Below are 20,360 nucleotides of genomic sequence, written 5' to 3' on the forward strand. Positions count from 1 at the left end.
TGCGCACTATACTCTGCTCGCATTTTCATGCAACCCTTTTTTCACCTTGATCACGTTTTTAGGCTGAAAATGAACAAAAACAACGCATTCTGGATTGTTTTTTGCGCAAAATTTGCGTTGGGGTATGCATACGCATTTCATTAGCTACGGGGGTTTGTTATCTTCGTCTCGCATTCAGGCAACATAAGACGAGAACAATGAAAGGACGTTGGGCAAAATATCTTCTGGCGGGAGCGGTTGTCGCAATGCTCGCCGCGTGTTCCTCAAAACCCACCGATCGTGGGCAGCAATATAAAGACGGGAAATTTACCCAGCCTTTCTCACTGGTGAACCAGCCTGATGCGGTTGGCGCGCCAATCAATGCCGGTGATTTCGCCGAGCAGGTTAATCAGATCCGTAGCGCATCGCCACGTTTATATGGCAACCAGAGCAATGTCTACGATGCTATCCAGCAGTGGTTACGGGCGGGCGGTGATACGCGCAGCATGCGTCAGTTTGGTATTGATGCCTGGCAAATGGAAGGGGCGGACAATTACGGTAACGTCCAGTTTACCGGTTACTACACGCCGGTTATTCAGGCGCGCCACACGCGTCAAGGTGAGTTCCAGTATCCTATCTATCGCATGCCGCCAAAACGTGGGCGCTTACCCTCTCGGGCCGAGATCTACGCAGGCGCGCTAAGCGACAATTACATTCTGGCGTACAGCAACTCCCTGATGGACAACTTTATTATGGATGTTCAGGGCAGTGGTTATATCGATTTTGGCGACGGCAGCCCGCTTAACTTCTTTAGCTATGCCGGGAAAAACGGCCACGCCTATCGCAGTATTGGTAAAGTGCTGATCGATCGCGGTGAAGTGAAGAAAGAAGATATGTCGATGCAGGCCATTCGCCATTGGGGTGAAACGCACAGCGAGGTCGAAGTGCGTGAGCTGCTGGAGCAGAACCCATCGTTTGTCTTCTTTAAGCCGCAATCTTTTGCGCCGGTGAAAGGGGCCAGTGCGGTACCGCTGATTGGTCGCGCATCCGTGGCGTCAGACCGTAGTATTATCCCGGCAGGTACGACGTTACTGGCGGAAGTTCCTCTGCTGGACAATAACGGGAAATTCACCGGTCAGTATGAATTACGTCTGATGGTCGCGTTGGATGTCGGTGGGGCGATTAAAGGCCAGCACTTCGACATCTATCAGGGTATTGGTGCAGACGCCGGACACCGTGCCGGGTGGTATAATCACTACGGACGCGTGTGGGTGCTGAAAACAGCGGCCAACGCGGGTAACGTATTTAGCGGTTAATTGCCGAATGACGGCTGCGCTTTATCAGGCCTGCTCAATAATGTAGGCCGGATAAGCGAAGCGCCATCCGGCAGTCATACTGCTCGGTATTAATGAATTTGAGGTTCTATGTCTGTGGTTATCAGTGACGCCTGGCGTCAGCGTTTTGGCGGCACGGCACGCCTGTATGGCGAAAATGCGCTGCAGCTGTTTGCCCAATCGCACGTTTGTGTCGTTGGAATTGGCGGTGTGGGATCGTGGGCGGCGGAAGCGCTGGCGCGTACCGGTATTGGCGCGATTACTCTCATCGATATGGATGATGTGTGCGTCACTAATACTAACCGTCAAATCCATGCTTTGCGTGATAACGTCGGCCTGGCGAAAGCTGAGGTGATGGCCGAACGTATCCGCCAGATTAACCCGGAGTGCCGGGTGACCGTGGTTGATGATTTTGTCACGCCGGATAACGTTGCCGAATATATGAGCGCAGGATTCTCGTATGTTATTGATGCAATTGATAGCGTGCGCCCAAAAGCGGCGCTGATCGCATATTGCCGACGTAATAAAGTTCCGCTGGTGACCACCGGCGGTGCGGGGGGACAGATTGATCCCACGCAGATTCAGGTGGTTGATTTGGCAAAAACCATCCAGGACCCACTGGCGGCCAAGCTACGTGAACGGCTGAAAAGTGATTTTGGGGTGGTGAAAAACAGCAAAGGCAAGTTGGGCGTGGATTGCGTGTTTTCGACGGAGGCGTTAGTTTACCCGCAGGCAGATGGCTCGGTGTGTGCAATGAAGGCCACGGCGGAAGGGCCGAAGCGTATGGATTGTGCATCCGGGTTTGGCGCTGCCACCATGGTGACGGCGACTTTTGGTTTTGTGGCCGTGTCCCATGCGCTGAAGAAGATGATGGCGAAGGCGGCACGCCAACCCTGATTGTGTCGGATGGCGCTGCGCTATCCGACCTACTGTTCACGCCGTGTTATAGGCCGGATAAGACGCATCAACGTTGCCATCCGGCATCCTGAGCTGCCTCAACGAGCGCATTCAGCCCCTGACTACGTGATGCGCTCAGTTGTGCGCTTAAGCCCAACTCATCAAATAATGCCATCGGTGAGCGCGCCTGTAACTCCGCGGTAGTTTTACCTTCGATAGCAGTGAGTAGTACCGCCAGCAGGCCGCGTACAATTCGGCCTTCACTATCACCGAAGAAGTGAAGTGTGCCATTCTTATGCAGACTGTATCCCAGCCAAACGCGGTTTTCACATCCGGCAATCTCTTTTGCCTGCGCTTTCAGATCATCCGAAAGGGCCGGAAGTTGCTTACCCAGTAAAATAAGTTGACGATATTTATCTTCCCACTGGGTGAGCGGGATAAAAGTATTCCGTAACGTCTCTTCCGTTACGATTGTGCCAAACGGGTGTCCGGCGAACAGAGGGTTTGTCATTAGTCCACCAATATTTCCAGTGCGCGGTCAACGGCAGTGACCAACGCATCCACATCGCTTTGCGTATTATAGGGTGCAAATGAGGCGCGCAGCGTCCCGGAGACGCCCAGCTCCGCCAGCAACGGTTGCGCACAGTGCTGTCCGGCGCGCAGCGCAATGCCATACTCAGCCAGCAGCGTCACCATATCGCTGTGGTGCACACCTATAAAATCAAAGGCTAACAGGCTTGAGTCCTGGCAACGGAAGGAGCGAAATCCCGGCCGTTTCGCCAGCGCATCTTCTGCTAGCGTTGCCAGACTGCGGCTCCAGTTTTCGGCTTGCACGATATCAATATCCGCAAGCCATTCAAGCGCCGCACTTAATCCAATGACGCCCGCAACGTTCGGCGTGCCTGCCTCAAGCTTCCACGGTGCCGCTTGTGTGGTGAAACCGTCAAAGCTGACTTCGCTAATCATTTTACCGCCGCCGAGCCACGGTGACATGGCCTCCAACAGTTCGGGTTTACCATACAGTACGCCAATACCCGTCGGACCATATAATTTGTGACCAGAAAAAGCATAGAAATCAATATCTAACTGCTGGACGTCAGCGGGGAAATGTACAACGCCCTGAGCGCCATCCACCATCACCACCATGCCTGCTGCATGAGCAAGCGTAATCGCGCGGGCTAAGTCAGGGCAGCCGCCGGTGACGTTCGACATCTGACCGAGAGCCAGAATGCGACTGCGCGGAGTGATGAGGTCAACCAGACGCTCGACGTCCGGTAGCAAATGGGCATTGAGCGGAAGCTTGACGACTTTAGCCCCCGTTTGCTCCGCCACCATCAGCCAGGGAACCAGGTTGGCATGATGCTCCGCCACGCTGACGATAATCTCGTCGCCCGGTTGTAAGCGCGGACGCGCATAGCTTTGGGCAACCATGTTGATAGCCTCCGTCGTACCGCGGGTCCAGACCACCGTCTTGTCATCGGGAGCATTGATGAGACGTGCGACTTTTTCCCGTGCGGCCTCATAGCGTGCGGTCAGACGCTGGGCCTCAGCAAACTGGCTGCGATGGACGTTCCCGGCGCTCAGGCTATAAAACTGATGGGTCGCCTCAATCACCGCCTGCGGTTTCAATGCCGTCGCGGCGCTATCGAGATAGACGCCTGCATCGTTGAGTGCGGGAAATTGTGCGCGAAACTGCGTGGGGTTAAAAGCGTTCATGGTATTCCTCAGTTCAGTAAACGGATCGTGGCGCAAAAAGGGCGCAGACACAAGGGTTGCGCTAACCATCGGAATCCTCTGGATATCCCGGCGAAGTCTGTGCAGTGTCTTATGCTAAATAGTGTTAGGCGAATAATTTTGCCTGTTATGGAATTCGTTTTATCTGGCATAAATTGCTGTGAGGAGAAGAATATGAAAAAGACTGCCGCCATAATCTCTGCCTGTATGCTGACTTTTGCCCTGAGCGCCTGTTCCGGTCCGAATTACGTGATGCACACCAACGATGGCCGGACAATCGTGTCTGACGGTAAGCCAAAGACCGATAATGAGACAGGAATGATTTCGTATAAAGACGCTAACGGCAACAAACAGCAGATTAACCGTACCGATGTGAAAGAGATGGTGGAACTGGAGAAATAGCCGGTCGTCATTGGCAGACACACGGACAAAAAAAAGCACCGCAATTTGGCGGTGCTACATTAATCACTATGGACAGACAGGGTAAATGTACAGGAAGTGAAAAAGGGTAGCTTTGCTACCATGGTCTGAATCGCAGACCAATTGCAAACACAACAACACAACATCACAACCGTAAGCCAAAAGCCCACCAGAACACGCATTCCGATAAAACTTTTCGTTCCGGCTTCAGGAAGTGCCGCCACTATAGGTATTTGCTGGTAGAACCTCAACGGACAATTTATAATGGCTCAGATTAAAAAAACTAATAGGTTACAACCTGTTAGCTAATTGTTAAATTCATTTAACATCAAAGCCTAAAAGTCATGTCAAAACGATTACCACCCTTAAATGCGTTACGTGTTTTTGATGCTGCCGCACGCCATTTAAGCTTTACGCGCGCAGCAGAAGAACTTTTTGTGACGCAGGCCGCAGTAAGTCACCAAATCAAGTCACTTGAGGATTTTTTGGGGCTGAAGCTGTTCCGTCGGCGCAATCGATCGCTGTTGTTGACGGAAGAAGGTCAAAGCTATTTCCTCGACATCAAAGAGATTTTTTCGCAATTAACCGATGCGACGCGTAAACTTCAGGCACGCAGTGCAAAAGGCGCGCTTACCGTCAGTTTATTGCCCAGTTTTGCGATTCAATGGCTGGTGCCCAGACTCTCTAGCTTTAACTCAGCTTATCCGGGAATCGATGTCAGGATCCAGGCCGTGGACCGTCAGGAAGATAAACTGGCCGACGACGTCGATGTGGCTATTTTCTACGGACGCGGCAACTGGCCTGGCTTACGCGTAGAGAAATTGTACGCAGAATACTTGCTACCCGTTTGCTCTCCTTTGTTGCTGACCGGCGATAAACCGCTGAAGACGCCTGAGGATCTGGCAAAACATACGTTATTGCACGACGCATCACGGCGTGACTGGCAAGCTTATACGCGCCAGCTGGGTCTGAATCATATCAACGTACAGCAGGGGCCTATCTTCAGCCATAGCGCCATGGTGCTACAGGCCGCTATCCATGGACAGGGCGTTGCGTTGGCCAATAACGTTATGGCGCAGTCCGAAATTGAAGCCGGACGTCTGGTTTGTCCTTTTAATGATGTTCTGGTCAGCAAAAACGCATTTTATCTTGTTTGTCATGACAGTCAGGCAGAACTGGGTAAAATAGCCGCCTTCCGTCAGTGGATACTGGCGAAAGCGGCCACGGAACAAGAAAAATTCCGCTTTCGTTATGAACAATAATTTACGTAGGGTATTAACATGACCAGCCGTTTTATGCTGATTTTTGCCGCCATCAGTGGCTTTATCTTTGTAGCTCTGGGAGCCTTTGGGGCACATGTTCTGAGTAAAACCCTCGGCGTTGTTGAAATGGGGTGGATTCAGACTGGCCTTGAGTATCAGGCATTTCATACGCTGGCTATTTTTGGTCTGGCCGTTGCCATGCAGCGACGTATTAGCATTTGGTTTTACTGGAGTAGCGTGTTTCTGGCATTAGGGACCGTGCTGTTTAGCGGCAGTCTGTATTGCCTCGCGCTTTCTCATTTACGCCTGTGGGCGTTTGTTACCCCTGTCGGTGGCTTTAGCTTCCTTGTAGGCTGGGCACTGATGTTAGTGGGCGCTATTCGATTGAAACGTAAGGGCGTAAGCCATGAATAAGGTTGTATTGTTGTGTCGCCCGGGTTTTGAAAAAGAGTGCGCCGCAGAAATTACGGATAAAGCAGGGCGTCGCGAAATCTTTGGTTTCGCCCGCGTCAAAGAAAATGCGGGTTATGTCATCTTTGAATGCTATCAGCAGGAAGATGCGGAAAAGCTCGTTAAAGAGTTACCGTTTAGCTCGCTGATTTTTGCTCGCCAAATGTTTGTTGTCGGCGAGCTACTGCAATATTTGCCGCCGGAAGACCGCATCACACCGATCGTCGGTATGCTGCAGGGCGTGGTGGAGAAAGGCGGTGATTTACGTGTCGAAGTTGCCGACACCAATGAAAGCAAAGAGCTGGTTAAATTTTGCCGCAAATTTACCGTACCGCTGCGCGCCGCGCTGCGTGAAGCGGGTGTGCTGGCAAAGCATGAAACGCCAAAACGCCCGGTAGTGCACGTCTTCTTTATTGCGCCTGGCTGTTGCTACACCGGCTACTCCTGGCCTGATAATAACTCGCCGTTCTACATGGGCATTCCACGACTGAAATTCCCGGCGGATGCGCCGAGCCGTTCAACGCTGAAGCTGGAAGAGGCGCTGCATGTGTTTATTCCTGCCGATGAGTGGGATGAGCGTCTGGCCAATGGAATGTATGCCGTTGATTTAGGAGCATGTCCTGGCGGTTGGACCTACCAACTGGTTAAACGCAATATGTGGGTGTACTCGGTGGATAATGGTCCGATGGCGCAAAGCCTGATGGATACCGGGCAGGTCACCTGGCTGCGCGAAGATGGATTTAAGTATCGCCCGAATCGTAACAACATCTCGTGGATGGTCTGCGATATGGTGGAGAAACCGGCCAAAGTTGCTGCGCTGATGGCGCAATGGCTGGTGAATGGCTGGTGCCGCGAGACGATTTTTAACCTTAAGCTGCCGATGAAAAAGCGCTACGAGGAAGTGTCGCAAAACCTGGCTTATATTCAGGCACAGCTCGATGAGCATGGCGTGAATGCGCAGATTCAGGCGCGTCAGCTTTATCACGACCGTGAAGAAGTCACCGTGCACGTGCGTCGTCTGTGGGCTGCCGTCGGTGGTCGCCGCGACGAACGATAATCGTTATTTGCCGGATGGCGGCGTAAACGCCTCATCCGGCCTGGATTGTTTCAATCATTTCTGTATCTGAAATAATATGCGTCACATGTTCCAGATGCCCAATCTGCGCCTCACCCGAGCGATTAAATTTACTCTTATCAATCAATAATAATGACTGCGCCGCACGCTTAAGCAGGATGGATTTAAAATCGGCGTTGGTAGCATTTGAATCCCAGAGTGTACCGTCGCGGTCGATCCCCTCGCAGGAAAAGATGAACAGGTCGATATCAAGCGGCTTTAGCTGCGAGATGAGCGATGGATTAACGTAGCAACCGTATTTGCGCTCAAGTCGACCACCGGAACTGATCAGCTGAATATTTTCACGTTTTCCCAATTCGAGGCAAATCGGTTGGCTATTCGTAAATACGTGAATGTTAATGTCTGGCAACAGGCGAGCCAGGTACCAGCAAGTAGAGCTGGCATCCAGCGCGATCACCATACCTTCCTCTATCCACGTTAACGCGTCTCTGGCGATATCTGCTTTGTGGGAATAATGGCTTTTCAGTCTGATATGAAACGGCTCGCCGCAGTCCTGGTTTACCCGATGTATCACTTTGGCGCGCCCGTGATGACGCAGTACCTTACCCTGCGCCTGCAGTTGCGTAAGATCGCGACGGATAGTTTCTTTACTGACATTGAGCTGTGAGGATAAGGTTTCCGTCGTCAGACTTTTATGGTTGCTCAACAGACTCAGGATCGCTTGCAGGCGTGCTGCTTTCATGTTTTCTCACCCCATCATGCGACGAATGCCCGTACCTGCCGGGCATTCAGGTAAGAGATTATGGCGTTACCCCTTTTTTTAACAGGATATTTCCGTACTTTGCCCGCTCCCCTGTAATAACGATTGCGAATACTTTTTGTGCGCGTTCATAAAATGCATAACGGTCAATGCGCGTGATGTCCGGGCAAGGTGCTTGTAATGACAGTGCCTGCCGATATCGCGCTTCTACGTCGGGGTCGAGTGAGTCTCCATCGACGGCGGCCATCATCACCAGTGGTGGGGCGTAACTGTCCAGTTCAAACAGCGGAATAATCGCCCGCAACAGGTCGCTGACCTGCAGACCATCGGCCCGGATAACCTGTGGCCCCATACTGTGGGCCGGAAAGTGGGCGTCGGAAAAGATAATCTCATCACCGTGACCCATTTCAGCCAGCACCTTTAACAGATCAGGGGAAATTAAGGGGGAAATCGTTTTGAGCATGTCACTCGACTCCTGTGAATACGGGTTCTGTTTGTGGATAGAAGTAACGATATTGATAGTCCACCTGCGCACGAGCCTGCTCGGGAGAGGCAAATTCGCCGATACCGGACCAGGCAAACATCGCTGCACCGGCAACCGTCGTTTCGGCATCATCTAGCACTTTGATGGGAATACCCAAAACGTTCGCTTTTATCTGATTCCATAGTGCATTACGACTTCCTCCACCAACCAGAAGTAGCTCTGTTGCGTTGAAATGACCGATGGTTTCCAGTGTGTGTAGATTGTGCTGCAACTGGGCCGTCAATCCTTCCAGCGCAGCGCGGTAAAAGTGTCCGCGGGTACTGTTGAGTGTGACGCCCTGCCAGCCGGCACGCGGACTGGCAAGCAGGTCGCAGTGCATGGTTATCCCTTCAGCGCCCGCCGGGACGGCCTGCGCTTCATCAATGAGCGCTTGCCAGGGGGTGTCGGGTGTCCACAGCAACTTACGTACCCACTCAAGCACGCCGGAAGCCAGCCACTGCATACCGGGGTTATAGAGTCCCGGCCGGCTGTCCAGTTCACAGGTAGACCCCACATAGTCGCTGAGTAAGGCAGTATTCACCTGGGCGCTGCGTACCATCAGTATTTCCCATGTACCGGAAGAGAGCACGGGTTCGTCTGGCTGCGCGCCTGCGCCAAAGAGCGCAAACTGCGTGTCGTGTCCGGCAGAGATAACCGGAATGCCCGCGTTGAGCCCAAGTTGCTTTGCCGCGTCATTTTTCAACGTGCCGATCTGCTCTCCCGCTTCAATTAAACGTGGAAACAGTCGGCGTGGTATCCCGGTAGCCTGCAAAATATCAACACTGAAATCGCGCTGATGAATATCCAGCATCTGACTGGTACCGGCCATGGTGATATCTGTGGTGAACTCACCGGTGAGGCGATGGTTGAGCAGTGATGAAATAAATAGCCAGGCGTGTGCCTGTTCCAGCAATTGCGGGTGATTCTCTTTAAACCATACCAGCTTGTACAGCGTGTTGAAACTGAACGCGCCAACGCCGGATATATCCTGTAATTTCTGAGGTGATATCCGTTGGCTGATAGAAGCCATGACGGCGGCGGTACGTGGACATTTCCAACTGATAACCGGATAAAGCAGTTTGCCATACGCATCAACCAGCGCGCCATCAACGCCAAATGTAGTGACCGTTATCCCTCGAATGTTACAGGCGGTCAGTTCCGTGGTGAGTTGTTGGCAGCAATCGGCAAAGCGCTGCACAATGGCGTCGAGGGACCACTGATGCCAGCCAGCGTTCTCGACGGCGGTATCACTGGCGTTCGGGGTTGAGGCGCGGGCGACAATTTTTCCCTGGCGGTTAACCGCAATAGCTCGCACGTTCGTCGCGCCGCAGTCGAGAACCAGGATGACGTCATTCTTCATAATCACTCCCGAGACGGTGCCGGATGGCGGCGTAAACGCCTTATCCGGCCTACACGTTGTGCAACCGTAGGCCCGGTAAGCTTGCGCCACCGGGCTGAGTCGCATTAACGTTTATACAGCGGGCCGTAGTTTTGGCAGGCGCGATAATCCTGGCCTTCGCTGTCCATACCGTGGGCTGCCCATGCGGAAGGGCGATAGATCTTCTCTTCTTCCACGTTGTGCATACACACTGGGATACGCAGCATGGCGGCGAGCGTAATAAAGTCCGCACCAACGTGACCAATCGTCAGCACACCGTGGTTGGCACCCCAGTTAGCCATGACGGAATAGACATCGCTGAACGGACCTTTGCCGGTTAAGCGCGGCGCAAACCAGGTTGTTGGCCAGGTAGAATTGGTGCGAGCATCAAGCTGAGCATGCACCTCCTTCGGTAATTCCACACTCCAGCCTTCCGCAATTTGTAGCACCGGGCCCAGGCCTTTGATGATATTGATGCGGGTCATGGTGAACGGTACGCCACCTTCGGTAAGAAAACGGGAAGAGTAACCGCCGCCGCGGAAATACTCGTGGATCGCCGGACACCATTCGGTCGCCGCCAGGCAATCATCGGCTTCCTGCTGTGAGATCTCCCAATGTGGTTTCATAGTGGGCTGGCCTTCGCTGTCACGCTGTTTGCAGGAACCATCCAGTGCCGCAGAGCCGGAGTTAATCAGGTGAATAATGCCGTGCTCAGCAAGACCGGTCAGCGGTTTACCTGTGACGCGTTCTACGGCTTCCGGTGACCAGTAGGTCCGTACATCAGCAAAGACCTGCGCCGTGCCGGTGAGCTGGTGGCCAAACAACATTGCGACACCGTTCAGGCTGTCGTTCTCGGTGGCAACGACATACGGTTCGCGCACGCCATTCCAGTCAAATGAGCTATTCAGCAACGCTTCGGCGGTGTCGCCATTTGGATATTGATCCGTCCAGTGGCGCTGGCCCTGGAAACCGGCGGCAATCGCGTTGTACCCCATCGACTCTTCAACCCGGCCTTTCTCTGCCAGTTTCTGGTTACCCTGCATCATGTCGCGGATGCACATTGCCATCAGCAGGCTCTCTTTCAGCACTGCACGGCTCTGTTCTTCAGTTCGCTTATACTGTTGCGCGTTCTGATCCTCGCCATAACGGAAATGTTTATCCGCCCACGCGAGGGCAATTTCCAGCTCCGCTTCGTCATAGATTTTCTGGTCAATACGACGACGCAATTCGGTCATATCAACAGGTTGAACCTTCATTCCCAGCCAGGATTCAAAGAAGTTATGGTCGACAATAGAGCCTGCAATGCCCATTGAAACGCCGCCGACGGACAGATAGCTTTTGCCTTTCATGCTGGCAACGGCTAAACCTGCCCGGGTGAATCGCAGCAGTTTTTCTTCAACATCGGCAGGGATAGTGGTATCACCGGCATCCTGCACGTCATGACCGTAAATAGAGAAGGCGGGAAGCCCTTTTTGATTATGTGCAGCCAGGGCTGCAGCCAGATACACGGCACCTGGACGCTCTGTCCCGTTGAAACCCCAGATGGCTTTCGGGCGCATGGGGTCCATATCGATAGTTTCGCTGCCGTAGCACCAGCACGGCGTGACGGTAATTGTCACGCCGACGTTCTGGCTACTGAATTTTTCTTCACAGGCGGCAGATTCAGCTAATCCGGCAATACAGGTGTCTGCGATAACGCACTCGATCTGTGCCCCGCAGGCATGACGAAGTTTCTCGGAAATCAGTGCGGCAGTGGCTTTTGCCATGTTCATGGTTTGTTCTTCGAGCGACTCGCGTACACCCATACGACGCCCATCAATCACCGGACGAATACCGATTTTCGGTAAACTATTTTTTTTCATTCGAGGTTCCTCATCTCACTTTATGCCGTGCTGCAAAAGCGGATGTTGGACACCACTGTCGCAGATGGCTGAATTACCAATTTTTGCTAACTCGAGTTAGCTTAGGTATTGGAGAGTTTTTTGCACAACTTTTTTGTTATGGAACTGTGAGAAACCTCACGAGAAGTGGTTAAAATTCGATCTGCGTCAAATAAACAAATACGGGTTTTTCCATTAAATTCTTTTTGAATTAATAAGATAAAATAAATTGTCTGTTCAGTGTCACAGTTTTAAACCAAATGATTTGGCTATTTTTGGCAGCTAAAATAGCTTTAAAAGGCAATCGCTAACTCGAGTTAGCATCGTTGATAAAACGCATATGATCTTGTAGGCACATTCGCATTAACGGTGACGATGGCTTCCTGGCAACGCTGTTTTTCGCCTGATTCACTGATTACAGTTTCTGTATATTGAGGAAAGCAGCAATGTCTGAAACATTTTTACAGATGAGTCATATTACGAAACGCTTTCCCGGCGTATTAGCGTTGAGTAATGTGGATTTTACTTTACGCAAAGGTGAGGTTCATGCGCTGTTGGGGGAGAATGGCGCGGGAAAGTCTACCCTGATGAAAATTTTATCCGGTGTATATCAACCTGATGAAGGGGATATTATTTTTGAGGACCAACCCGTTTCGTTTGCAAGCCCATTGAGCGCACAAAACGTAGGTATCACTATTATTCATCAGGAGTTTAACCTTTTTCCTGAGCTAACGGTCGAAGACAATATTTTTATTGGCAGGGAGTTTTGCAAAAATAATCGCTGGCGTCTGGATGAGAAACAACAGCGACAGGCTGCTATCGATATTTTGCAAAAATTAAACCTGAATATCTCCCCAGACACGCTGGTTGCCGATCTCACTGTTGCTCAGCAACAAATGGTTGAGATTGCGAAAGCGATATCGGTGAATGCCAAGATTCTTATTATGGATGAACCAACGGCGGCGTTGACGGAAACCGAAATTGACAGCTTATTCCGGGTTACACGCTTACTTAAAGAACAGGGAACGGGCATCGTGTATATCTCGCACCGACTGGAGGAGTTGGCGTTGATCGCCGATCGCGCTACCGTCATGCGGGATGGACAGTTTATTGCCACAGTGGATTATGACTCGGTCAAAATCAGCGACCTGATTGCCATGATGGTTGGGCGTGACCTTGGCAATATCTATCCCCGCCGCGAGCCGCACCCCCAGCGTAAACCGGTGCTTGAAGTCAGCGGTCTGACGCGCAAAGGCGTACTGAACAATATCGATTTTACCTTGCATCAAGGGGAAATCTTGGGTTTTGCCGGGCTGATGGGGGCCGGGCGTACAGAGCTTGCACGGGCGATCTTTGGTGCCGATCCCATCGACAGCGGAACCATCAAGCTGAACGGTAAAGAGACGGTAATCAAGGATATTCCTGATGCCATCCAGCAGGGTATTAGCTACTTAACCGAGGACAGAAAAAAAGAGGGCCTGGCATTAGGATTGTCCGTTGAACGCAATATTATGCTAGGAAATTACCCCGAGTATTCCAACCGATATGGCAACGTGGATAGCAAGCGCTGTCAGCAAACCAGCGAAGAGCAGGTGAAAGCACTGCGTATTAAGACGCCGCATCTTGAACAGGCTGCGTTGAATTTAAGTGGCGGTAATCAGCAAAAAATTATTATTGCCAGATGGGTATGCAAGGACACCGACATTCTCATCTTTGATGAACCCACTCGCGGTATTGATGTGGGGGCCAAGCTTGAAATTTATGAATTAATGAATCGACTGGTGGCAAAAGGGAAATCAATTATCATGATTTCCTCTGAATTACCGGAAGTGCTGGGTATGTGCGATCGCATTTTAGTTATGCGTAATGGGCGTATTACCGGAGAGTTAGCTTCTGATGACGCCACACAAGAAAAAATCATGCAATATGCGACGTTAGAGGACTAATTTATGACTATCTCTGTAACCTCTTCAGACAGCAATAATAAGAAAATAAAAATTAACAAAGAACTTTTAATGCGCCTGGCACCGCTTTTGAGTCTGATTATTTTAGTAATATTTTTTAGCTTCGGTTCGCCATTTTTCTTTAATACTGAAAACATTATGACAATTGCCCTGCAAACCTCGGTGATTGGCATCATGGCGATTGGCGTTACCTTCGTCATTATCACTTCAGGTATCGACCTTTCTCTCGGCTCGGTAGTGGCCTTTTCTGGTGTTGCGGTAGGTATCAGCGCCACCCTGGGTTTGCCTTTGCCGGTATGTATTCTGGCCGGCGTACTCGCTGGTGGATTATGCGGCTATATCAATGGCTTGCTGGTCACTAAAATGACCATTCCGCCCTTTATTGCCACGCTGGGCCTGATGATGTCCGTCAGAGGCATCAATATGGTGATGACTGACGGCCGGGCAATTTACTTTGCTGATTATCCCACCTTCAAGATGCTGGCGCAGGGACGCTTGTTCGATGTGCTGCCTTATCCCGTTTTTTACCTCGTGGTCGTCGCCCTGATCGCCGCCTATATCCTCAAGAAAACGGTGATTGGCCGTTATGTCTATGCCGTGGGGAGTAATGAGGTTGCTGCGCATCTTTCCGGGATTAAAGTCCAGCGCGTGAAAATTTTCGTCTACGCCTTTTGTGGTCTGCTGACCGGGATTGCCGGGGTCATTCTGGCTTCGCGTTTGAACTCGGGCCAGCCGACCGTCGGCGTGGGCTATGAACTGGAAGCCATTGCTGCGGTGGTCATTGGCGGCACGAGCCTGATGGGGGGGATTGGCACTATTGGCGGCACCATTATCGGCGCATTCATTATGAGCGTGTTGAAAAATGGTCTGAACCTGATGGGCGTCTCGCAGTTCTGGCAAATGGTGGCCATGGGCGTCGTCGTTATCGCCGCGGTTTATCTCGACACGTTACGCAAAAAAATTCGTTGATTTACGCACCCGGAAGTCACGGGACAACATAACCCTGACGTTTAGGGTGACTCACTCAGAACGGAGTAAAACAATGAGAACCAGGAATTTTGTCTATGCGTTATCCCTGCTGGCCTGCATGACATCCAGCGCACTGGCTAAAGATATGAACCTTCCTGTGGTCAGTAAAGGTTTCCAGCATGAATTCTGGCAGACCGTAAAAATGGGTACCGAAGCGGCAGCGAAAGAGTTGGGCGATAAGACCAGCTATGTTGGGCCTGCCGATGAAACTCAAATTGCTGAGCAGATTCAGTTGGTTGAAAACGCAATGGCGCAAAAACCTAATGGGTTGCTGTTGGCAGCATTAGACGCCAATGCGCTGGCTCCATTAGTGGAAACAGCGAATTCACGCGGCATCAAGGTGGTGACGTTTGACTCAGGCGTAAATTCTGACATTCCGGTCAGCTTTGTGGCAACGAATAACCGTAAAGCAGGGGCTGAAGCGGCAGATGCTCTCGCTGCACAAGTGGGTAGCAAAGGGAAAGTCGGCATTATTGCGCACGTGGCTGGAACCTCTTCCGCAATTGAACGTTCGGAAGGTTTTGTGGCCAGAATGAAGGAAAAATATCCGGATATCAAAGTGCTGCCGGTTCAGTACAGCGATGGCGATCCGCAAAAAGCGATGGATAAAACCATCGATATGATCCAGGCAAACCCCGATATTGCCGGGATCTACGGCACCAATGAAGGCTCAACGCTGGGTGTGGCGAACGCCATTGATAGCCAAAATCTGAAAGGTAAAGTGAAGGTGATTGGTTTTGATAGCACCGAAGCAATCATTGCCTTCCTGAAATCTGGCGTGATCCAGGGCTTTGTTGTACAGGATGCGTACCAGATTGGCTATCAGGGTATTAAGACGCTGAATGCGGCCGTGTCAGGTCAGTCAGTACCGAAAGAAATTGATATTCCAGTGAAATTTGTTAATGCGCAGAACATTGATACACCGGAAATCGACAAGCTGTTGCACCCATTCGGTAAAAAATAAGACCGCGGGGGCGGTACATTCGCCCCCTTATTCGCCAGCGTCAGGGAGCTACTATGAGCAGTGGATATTTCCTCGGAGTGGATGTCGGTTCTGCCAGTGTCAGGGCGGGTGTTTTTGATGCCAGTGGCAAACGGCTGGCTTTTGCGACATTCCCTATCTCGCAGTTTCGACCTGGCCCTGAGCGGGTAGAGCAGTCATCTGCCGAAATCTGGCAGCAGGTTTGCCATGCCGTGAAGGAGGCTGTGTCGTCAGCCGGGGTTTGCGTTGAGGAGATCCGCTCGCTGGGGTTTGATGCCACCTGTTCGTTAGTGGCTCTGGATGAACAGGGGCAGGGGCTGGCGGTTTCACCTGGGGAACCGTCAGACCACAACATCATCATGTGGATGGATCATCGTGCGGTGCAGGAGACACAGCGGATCAACGCTACACAGGACCCGGCGTTGCGCTATGTCGGGGGGGAAGTCAGTGTCGAAATGGAACTACCCAAAGTGTTGTGGCTAAAAAAGCATTTCCCCGCGACCTGGCAGAGTGCACACCGCTTCTACGATCTGGCGGATTTTTTGGTCTGGCAAGCCACCGCTTGTGATGTTGCAGGTCTGTGTACTTTAACCTGTAAATGGAACTATCTGGCACATGAACAACGCTTTAGCCACTCCCTGCTGGATGCGGTTGAATTAACGGATTTGTTGAGCAAAATTCCGTCGCGGGTCCTGCCCCCTGGCGCGGCCGTTGGGACGCTCAGCCCCGATGCGGCACAGGCGCTGGGACTGACGACAGCGGTGGTCGTTGCCAGTGGCATGATTGATGCGCATGCGGGGGGCGTGGCGCTTGCCGGTGTCGAGCCTGCGGGAACATTGGCGCTGATCAGCGGAACATCAAATTGCCATATGTTGTGCAGCGAGCAGGAGATTCATACTCCGGGCGTATGGGGCCCGTACTGGTCCGCCATGCTGCCGGGTTACTGGCTGACGGAAGGGGGGCAAAGCGCGGCTGGGGCGCTGGTTGACTGGACGCTTCAGGAGTCAGGTGCCAGCGCTGAGTTGTATCACAAGGCTGAGGCACGGGGTTGTCATCCTATAGTGTTAGTTAATGAGTGGGTGGCTGCATTGGAAGTGCAGGAGTCAGAGCCTGGTCGTTATCTGCATGTACTGGCCGATCATCACGGTAACCGTTCCCCGCGTGCGCGACCTGATGCCCGGGGCAGCGTGTGCGGTTTGACGCTTGAACGAGGCGAGATGCAGGTTGCTCGTCTGTATCTGGCGACATTACAGGCGATTGCCTGCGGCACCCGACACATTATGCAAGTGATGCGCGACAACGGTCATACCATTTCTCGACTGACCCTGTGTGGCGGTGCAACACATAATCCACTGTGGTTGCGAGAGTATGCCGACGCCACCGGATGCGATATTCATCTTTTGCAGGAAGAAGATGCCGTGACGTTAGGTGCGGCTATCACCGGTGCGGTAGCCTGCGGGATGTGGGCAGATGTTCCCGCCGCCTGCCGGGCGATGGTTTGCCCAGGCGAGGTGATTAAAGCGAATCCGGCACGGCAGGACTTCTATGACCGTAAATACCAGGCATATCTGATGATGTGGGATCAACAGCAGGCGCTTAACCAGGTTATGCAGTAAGACAAAAGTTTAAAATACTTTTATGATTGTGAATTGACGTTTTTGGATGTGAACTGGGACATATAAATGGCTAAAACAGTAGAACAGATAGCCAGCGATCTGAATTTATCGGTGACGACCGTGCGACTGGTGCTGAACGGGAAGGCTGAGCAATATCGTATCAGTGTCAAAACCCAAACACGTATTAATGAATACGTTGAACGGTATGGTTATGTCATAAACCATTCAGCCCGCAGCCTGAAACTGAATAAAACAGATACGTTGGGGCTGATTGTGCCCAATATATCTAACGTCTTTTTTGCCACACTGGCCGAAAAACTTGAACAACGTTGTCGTCGTTCTGGATATCAATTAACGATTAGTTGTACCTACGATGATGTTGATTACGAAAACAAATTAACGAAAGCGTTAATAGCTCGTAATGTTGATGGCCTTTTTATTGTTCCCTCAACATTAGAGAATCAGCAACACCATTTGCGTCAGGTCAGAAAACCGATGGTGCTACTCGACAGGGATTTTAAGTATACCGATAACGCACTGGTTGAAAGTCATAACATTTTAGGCGGTGAAAAGCTGACGCAAAGTTTGTTTGATGCAGGCAAATCTCCGATCTGGTTTTTAGTCGGGGATACCGGATTACCCAGTATTGGCGATCGTTTAAAAGGTTATCTTAACGCATTGAGTAATAATGGGATTTCTCATCGCGACTGGGTGCGAGAAGGTCCGGATAATACGCCGGATGGTGGCTACCGGTTGATGGAGAAATTGATCAACGAACAGGGCTGTCCGCAGGCGTTTATTGCCTCATCATTACCTGTGCTGGAAGGTGCCGTCATCGCTATTCGCAATCGTTTTGGCGTGATTCCACCGGATATTAATATCGGGACATTTGATGAACATCCGATGCTGGGATTCCTTGCGAATAATGTCTGGTCAATGCAGCAGGATGAAAATGTCTGGGCGGAAAAAGCGTTCGCTATGATGATGAGTGCTATTGATGATCAGCCAATTAAAGAAACTGTAAAAGTTGAGATGAAACTAATTAAGCGTGTAAGACAACAATAATTCGTCACACTAACTACATCGGCCAACTGAATCTGAATAAATATGTTCAGTGGCTGCTCATATCTGAAACCTGACCCGTCTTACTCTGCGGCAGCATTTTTTCGCAATAAAGACGAGGGGCAACTGTACCCGGAGAATCATTATGGAAAGAATGCGTTTATCACGTGAAATCATCGAAACCTGCCTGGAAATGACCCGCCTTGGGTTGAATCAGGGGACCGCCGGAAATGTAAGTGCGCGCTATGAAAATGGAATGCTGATCACACCCAGCGGTATCCCTTACGAAAGACTCACTGAAAACATGATCGTGTTCGTAGATAACGACGGCAAATATGATAAAGGACAATTACCTTCCAGTGAATGGCGTTTTCACCTGGCGGCTTATCAGACGCGTCCGGATGCCAATGCGGTCGTTCATAACCATGCGATTCATTGCACCGCCGTATCGATTCTGAACCGTCCTATTCCGGCAATCCATTACATGATTGCCGCGGCTGGGGGGAACTCTATCCCGTGTGCGCCGTATGCGACGTTTGGTACACGAGAGCTGTCAGAGCATGTGAGCGTCGCGTTGAGAAGCCGTAAGGCAACGTTGTTGCAGCACCACGGGTTGATTGCCTGTGAAGCGAATCTGGAAAAAGCACTATGGCTGGCGCATGAAGTGGAAGTTCTGGCCCGCCTGTATCTGAGCACCCTGGCGATTGTCGACCCGGTGCCGGTGCTGGATGACGAAGAGATCGCCATTGTGCTGGAGAAATTCAAATCTTACGGATTACGAATTGAAGAGTAATTTCGCATAGCGAAAAGGAGAAATACGATGGCGAACAGAATGATTCTGAATGAAACGGCATGGTTTGGCCGGGGAGCTGTTGGGGCATTAACGGACGAGGTCATCCGTCGGGGTTATCGCAAGGCTTTGATTGTCACCGATGCAAACCTGGTACAGTGCGGCGTTGTCGATAAGGTGACATCCCGTATGGATGCCGCCGGTTTGCCGTGGGAAATCTATTCCGGCGTGATCCCGAATCCTACAATTGCAGTGGTGAAGGAGGGATTAGGAGTTTTTCAGCAAAGTGGCGCTGATTATCTGATAGCGATAGGCGGCGGCTCCCCGCAGGATACCTGTAAAGCGATTGGCATCATCCACAATAACCCTGAGTTTGCCGATGTACGCAGCCTTGAAGGGTTATCGCCAACACGTGCTGCGAGCGTACCGGTGATGGCAATCCCTACGACGGCAGGGACGGCGGCGGAAGTGACCATTAACTACGTGATCACGGATGAAGAAAATCGGCGTAAATTTGTCTGTGTCGATCCGCATGACATCCCGCAGGTGGCGTTTATTGATGCCGATATGATGGACGGTATGCCTGCCGCGTTAAAAGCGGCGACCGGGGTCGATGCGTTGACCCATGCTATCGAAGGATATATTACGCGGGCGGCGTGGGCACTTACTGACGCGTTGCACATCAAAACCATTGAGATCATTGCCGGGGCGTTGCGCGGTTCTGTTAATGGTGACAGCCAGTCCGGTGAGGCAATGGCGCTGGGTCAGTACGTTGCCGGGATGGGATTTTCAAACGTCGGTTTGGGACTCGTGCATGGCATGGCGCATCCGCTGGGGGCTTTTTATAACACTCCGCACGGCGTCGCCAATGCCATTTTGTTACCGCACGTGATGCACTACAACGCCGAATACACCGGAGAGAAATTCCGCGATATCGCCCGGGTGATGGGGGTGAAAGTGGAAGGTTTGACGCTGGAAGAAGCGCGTAAGGCTGCGGTAGATGCTGTGTTTGCGCTTAACCGCGATGTGGGTATCCCGCCACACTTACGTGATGTGGGGGTACGTAAGGAAGATATCCCGGCGCTGGCGCAGGCGGCATTTGACGATGTCTGCACTGGCGGTAATCCGCGTGAAGCAAGTATTGCCGATATCGTCGAGCTGTATCACACCGCCTGGTAATCACCTGGCGCTTATCCGGCCTACAGTGTGATTGATTTGTAGGCCG

Annotated in this window: 19 protein-coding genes; 13 read left to right on the plus strand and 6 right to left on the minus strand. The window is 51.6% G+C overall.

Annotated features, from left to right (window positions below):
• Nucleotides 1-197 precede the first annotated feature (197 nt).
• Complete coding sequence (gene mltA / locus RYZ59_RS06365) at nucleotides 198-1,295, plus strand: murein transglycosylase A (RefSeq protein WP_318045710.1); 1,098 nt, start codon at nucleotides 198-200, stop codon at nucleotides 1,293-1,295.
• A gap of 108 nt (nucleotides 1,296-1,403) precedes the next feature.
• Nucleotides 1,404-2,210: a tRNA cyclic N6-threonylcarbamoyladenosine(37) synthase TcdA gene (gene tcdA / locus RYZ59_RS06370; protein WP_318045711.1), complete on the plus strand. Its 807-nt coding sequence runs from the start codon at nucleotides 1,404-1,406 to the stop codon at nucleotides 2,208-2,210.
• Between the two features lie 67 nt (nucleotides 2,211-2,277).
• On the opposite strand, the gene csdE is transcribed toward tcdA, so the two are convergent.
• Complete coding sequence (gene csdE, locus RYZ59_RS06375) at nucleotides 2,278-2,721, minus strand: cysteine desulfurase sulfur acceptor subunit CsdE (RefSeq protein WP_318045712.1); 444 nt, start codon at nucleotides 2,719-2,721, stop codon at nucleotides 2,278-2,280.
• Nucleotides 2,721-3,926 (minus strand): cysteine desulfurase CsdA, encoded by a 1,206-nt coding sequence (gene csdA, locus RYZ59_RS06380; protein WP_318045713.1) that lies wholly within the window; start codon nucleotides 3,924-3,926, stop codon nucleotides 2,721-2,723. Before csdA ends, csdE begins: the two co-directional genes overlap by 1 nt.
• A 192-nt stretch (nucleotides 3,927-4,118) precedes the next feature.
• On the opposite strand from csdA, the gene RYZ59_RS06385 reads away from it, so the two are divergent.
• The 4 genes from RYZ59_RS06385 to rlmM all read left to right on the plus strand — a co-directional run bounded on the left by RYZ59_RS06385 (nucleotide 4,119) and on the right by rlmM (nucleotide 7,133).
• Nucleotides 4,119-4,346 (plus strand): YgdI/YgdR family lipoprotein, encoded by a 228-nt coding sequence (locus tag RYZ59_RS06385; RefSeq protein WP_202037874.1) that lies wholly within the window; start codon nucleotides 4,119-4,121, stop codon nucleotides 4,344-4,346.
• Nucleotides 4,347-4,708: 362 nt separating this feature from the next.
• Nucleotides 4,709-5,626, plus strand: coding sequence for a glycine cleavage system transcriptional regulator GcvA (gene gcvA / locus RYZ59_RS06390; RefSeq protein WP_005130970.1), 918 nt, complete (start codon nucleotides 4,709-4,711; stop codon nucleotides 5,624-5,626).
• 18 nt (nucleotides 5,627-5,644) lie between these two features.
• Complete coding sequence (locus RYZ59_RS06395; RefSeq protein ID WP_005130969.1) at nucleotides 5,645-6,040, plus strand: DUF423 domain-containing protein; 396 nt, start codon at nucleotides 5,645-5,647, stop codon at nucleotides 6,038-6,040.
• A complete protein-coding gene (rlmM, locus tag RYZ59_RS06400; protein ID WP_048213093.1) occupies nucleotides 6,033-7,133 on the plus strand; it encodes a 23S rRNA (cytidine(2498)-2'-O)-methyltransferase RlmM in 1,101 nt (366 codons plus the stop codon). The genes RYZ59_RS06395 and rlmM overlap by 8 nt, the downstream gene beginning before the upstream one ends.
• 31 nt (nucleotides 7,134-7,164) lie before the next feature.
• Here the strand turns inward: rlmM and fucR are convergent, their stop codons facing one another.
• From fucR to fucI, 4 genes are all read right to left on the minus strand, one after another.
• Entirely contained in the window at nucleotides 7,165-7,893 is a 729-nt protein-coding gene (fucR, locus tag RYZ59_RS06405; protein WP_318045714.1) for an L-fucose operon activator, read from the minus strand.
• A gap of 58 nt (nucleotides 7,894-7,951) precedes the next feature.
• Complete coding sequence (gene fucU / locus RYZ59_RS06410; RefSeq protein ID WP_318045715.1) at nucleotides 7,952-8,374, minus strand: L-fucose mutarotase; 423 nt, start codon at nucleotides 8,372-8,374, stop codon at nucleotides 7,952-7,954.
• Nucleotide 8,375: 1 nt separating this feature from the next.
• Nucleotides 8,376-9,794, minus strand: coding sequence for an L-fuculokinase (gene fucK, locus RYZ59_RS06415; protein ID WP_318045716.1), 1,419 nt, complete (start codon nucleotides 9,792-9,794; stop codon nucleotides 8,376-8,378).
• A gap of 104 nt (nucleotides 9,795-9,898) precedes the next feature.
• The gene (fucI, locus tag RYZ59_RS06420; protein ID WP_318045717.1) at nucleotides 9,899-11,674 is read right to left on the minus strand and encodes an L-fucose isomerase; all 1,776 of its coding nucleotides are present in this window, start codon (nucleotides 11,672-11,674) and stop codon (nucleotides 9,899-9,901) included.
• Between the two features lie 464 nt (nucleotides 11,675-12,138).
• Here fucI and RYZ59_RS06425 point away from each other — a divergent pair, with 464 nt between their 5' ends.
• The 7 genes from RYZ59_RS06425 to fucO all read left to right on the plus strand — a co-directional run bounded on the left by RYZ59_RS06425 (nucleotide 12,139) and on the right by fucO (nucleotide 20,314).
• Nucleotides 12,139-13,638 (plus strand): sugar ABC transporter ATP-binding protein, encoded by a 1,500-nt coding sequence (locus RYZ59_RS06425; RefSeq protein WP_202037879.1) that lies wholly within the window; start codon nucleotides 12,139-12,141, stop codon nucleotides 13,636-13,638.
• A gap of 3 nt (nucleotides 13,639-13,641) precedes the next feature.
• On the plus strand, nucleotides 13,642-14,625 hold the full coding sequence (locus RYZ59_RS06430; protein WP_003034055.1) for an ABC transporter permease: 984 nt from the start codon (nucleotides 13,642-13,644) through the stop codon (nucleotides 14,623-14,625).
• A 73-nt stretch (nucleotides 14,626-14,698) separates the two neighbouring features.
• Nucleotides 14,699-15,649 (plus strand): ABC transporter substrate-binding protein, encoded by a 951-nt coding sequence (locus tag RYZ59_RS06435; RefSeq protein WP_061068495.1) that lies wholly within the window; start codon nucleotides 14,699-14,701, stop codon nucleotides 15,647-15,649.
• Between the two features lie 53 nt (nucleotides 15,650-15,702).
• Nucleotides 15,703-17,283 carry an FGGY-family carbohydrate kinase gene (locus tag RYZ59_RS06440; protein WP_318045718.1) on the plus strand — a complete coding sequence of 527 codons (1,581 nt, stop codon included), beginning with the start codon at nucleotides 15,703-15,705 and terminating at the stop codon, nucleotides 17,281-17,283.
• Between the two features lie 66 nt (nucleotides 17,284-17,349).
• Complete coding sequence (locus tag RYZ59_RS06445; protein ID WP_202037882.1) at nucleotides 17,350-18,348, plus strand: LacI family DNA-binding transcriptional regulator; 999 nt, start codon at nucleotides 17,350-17,352, stop codon at nucleotides 18,346-18,348.
• A gap of 142 nt (nucleotides 18,349-18,490) precedes the next feature.
• Complete coding sequence (fucA, locus tag RYZ59_RS06450) at nucleotides 18,491-19,138, plus strand: L-fuculose-phosphate aldolase (protein WP_137382726.1); 648 nt, start codon at nucleotides 18,491-18,493, stop codon at nucleotides 19,136-19,138.
• 27 nt (nucleotides 19,139-19,165) lie between these two features.
• Nucleotides 19,166-20,314 carry a lactaldehyde reductase gene (gene fucO, locus RYZ59_RS06455; RefSeq protein WP_318045719.1) on the plus strand — a complete coding sequence of 383 codons (1,149 nt, stop codon included), beginning with the start codon at nucleotides 19,166-19,168 and terminating at the stop codon, nucleotides 20,312-20,314.
• Nucleotides 20,315-20,360: the final 46 nt, after the last annotated feature.

The sequence above is a fragment of the Citrobacter sp. HN-141 genome, from assembly GCF_033341895.1.
Lineage (GTDB): Bacteria > Pseudomonadota > Gammaproteobacteria > Enterobacterales > Enterobacteriaceae > Citrobacter.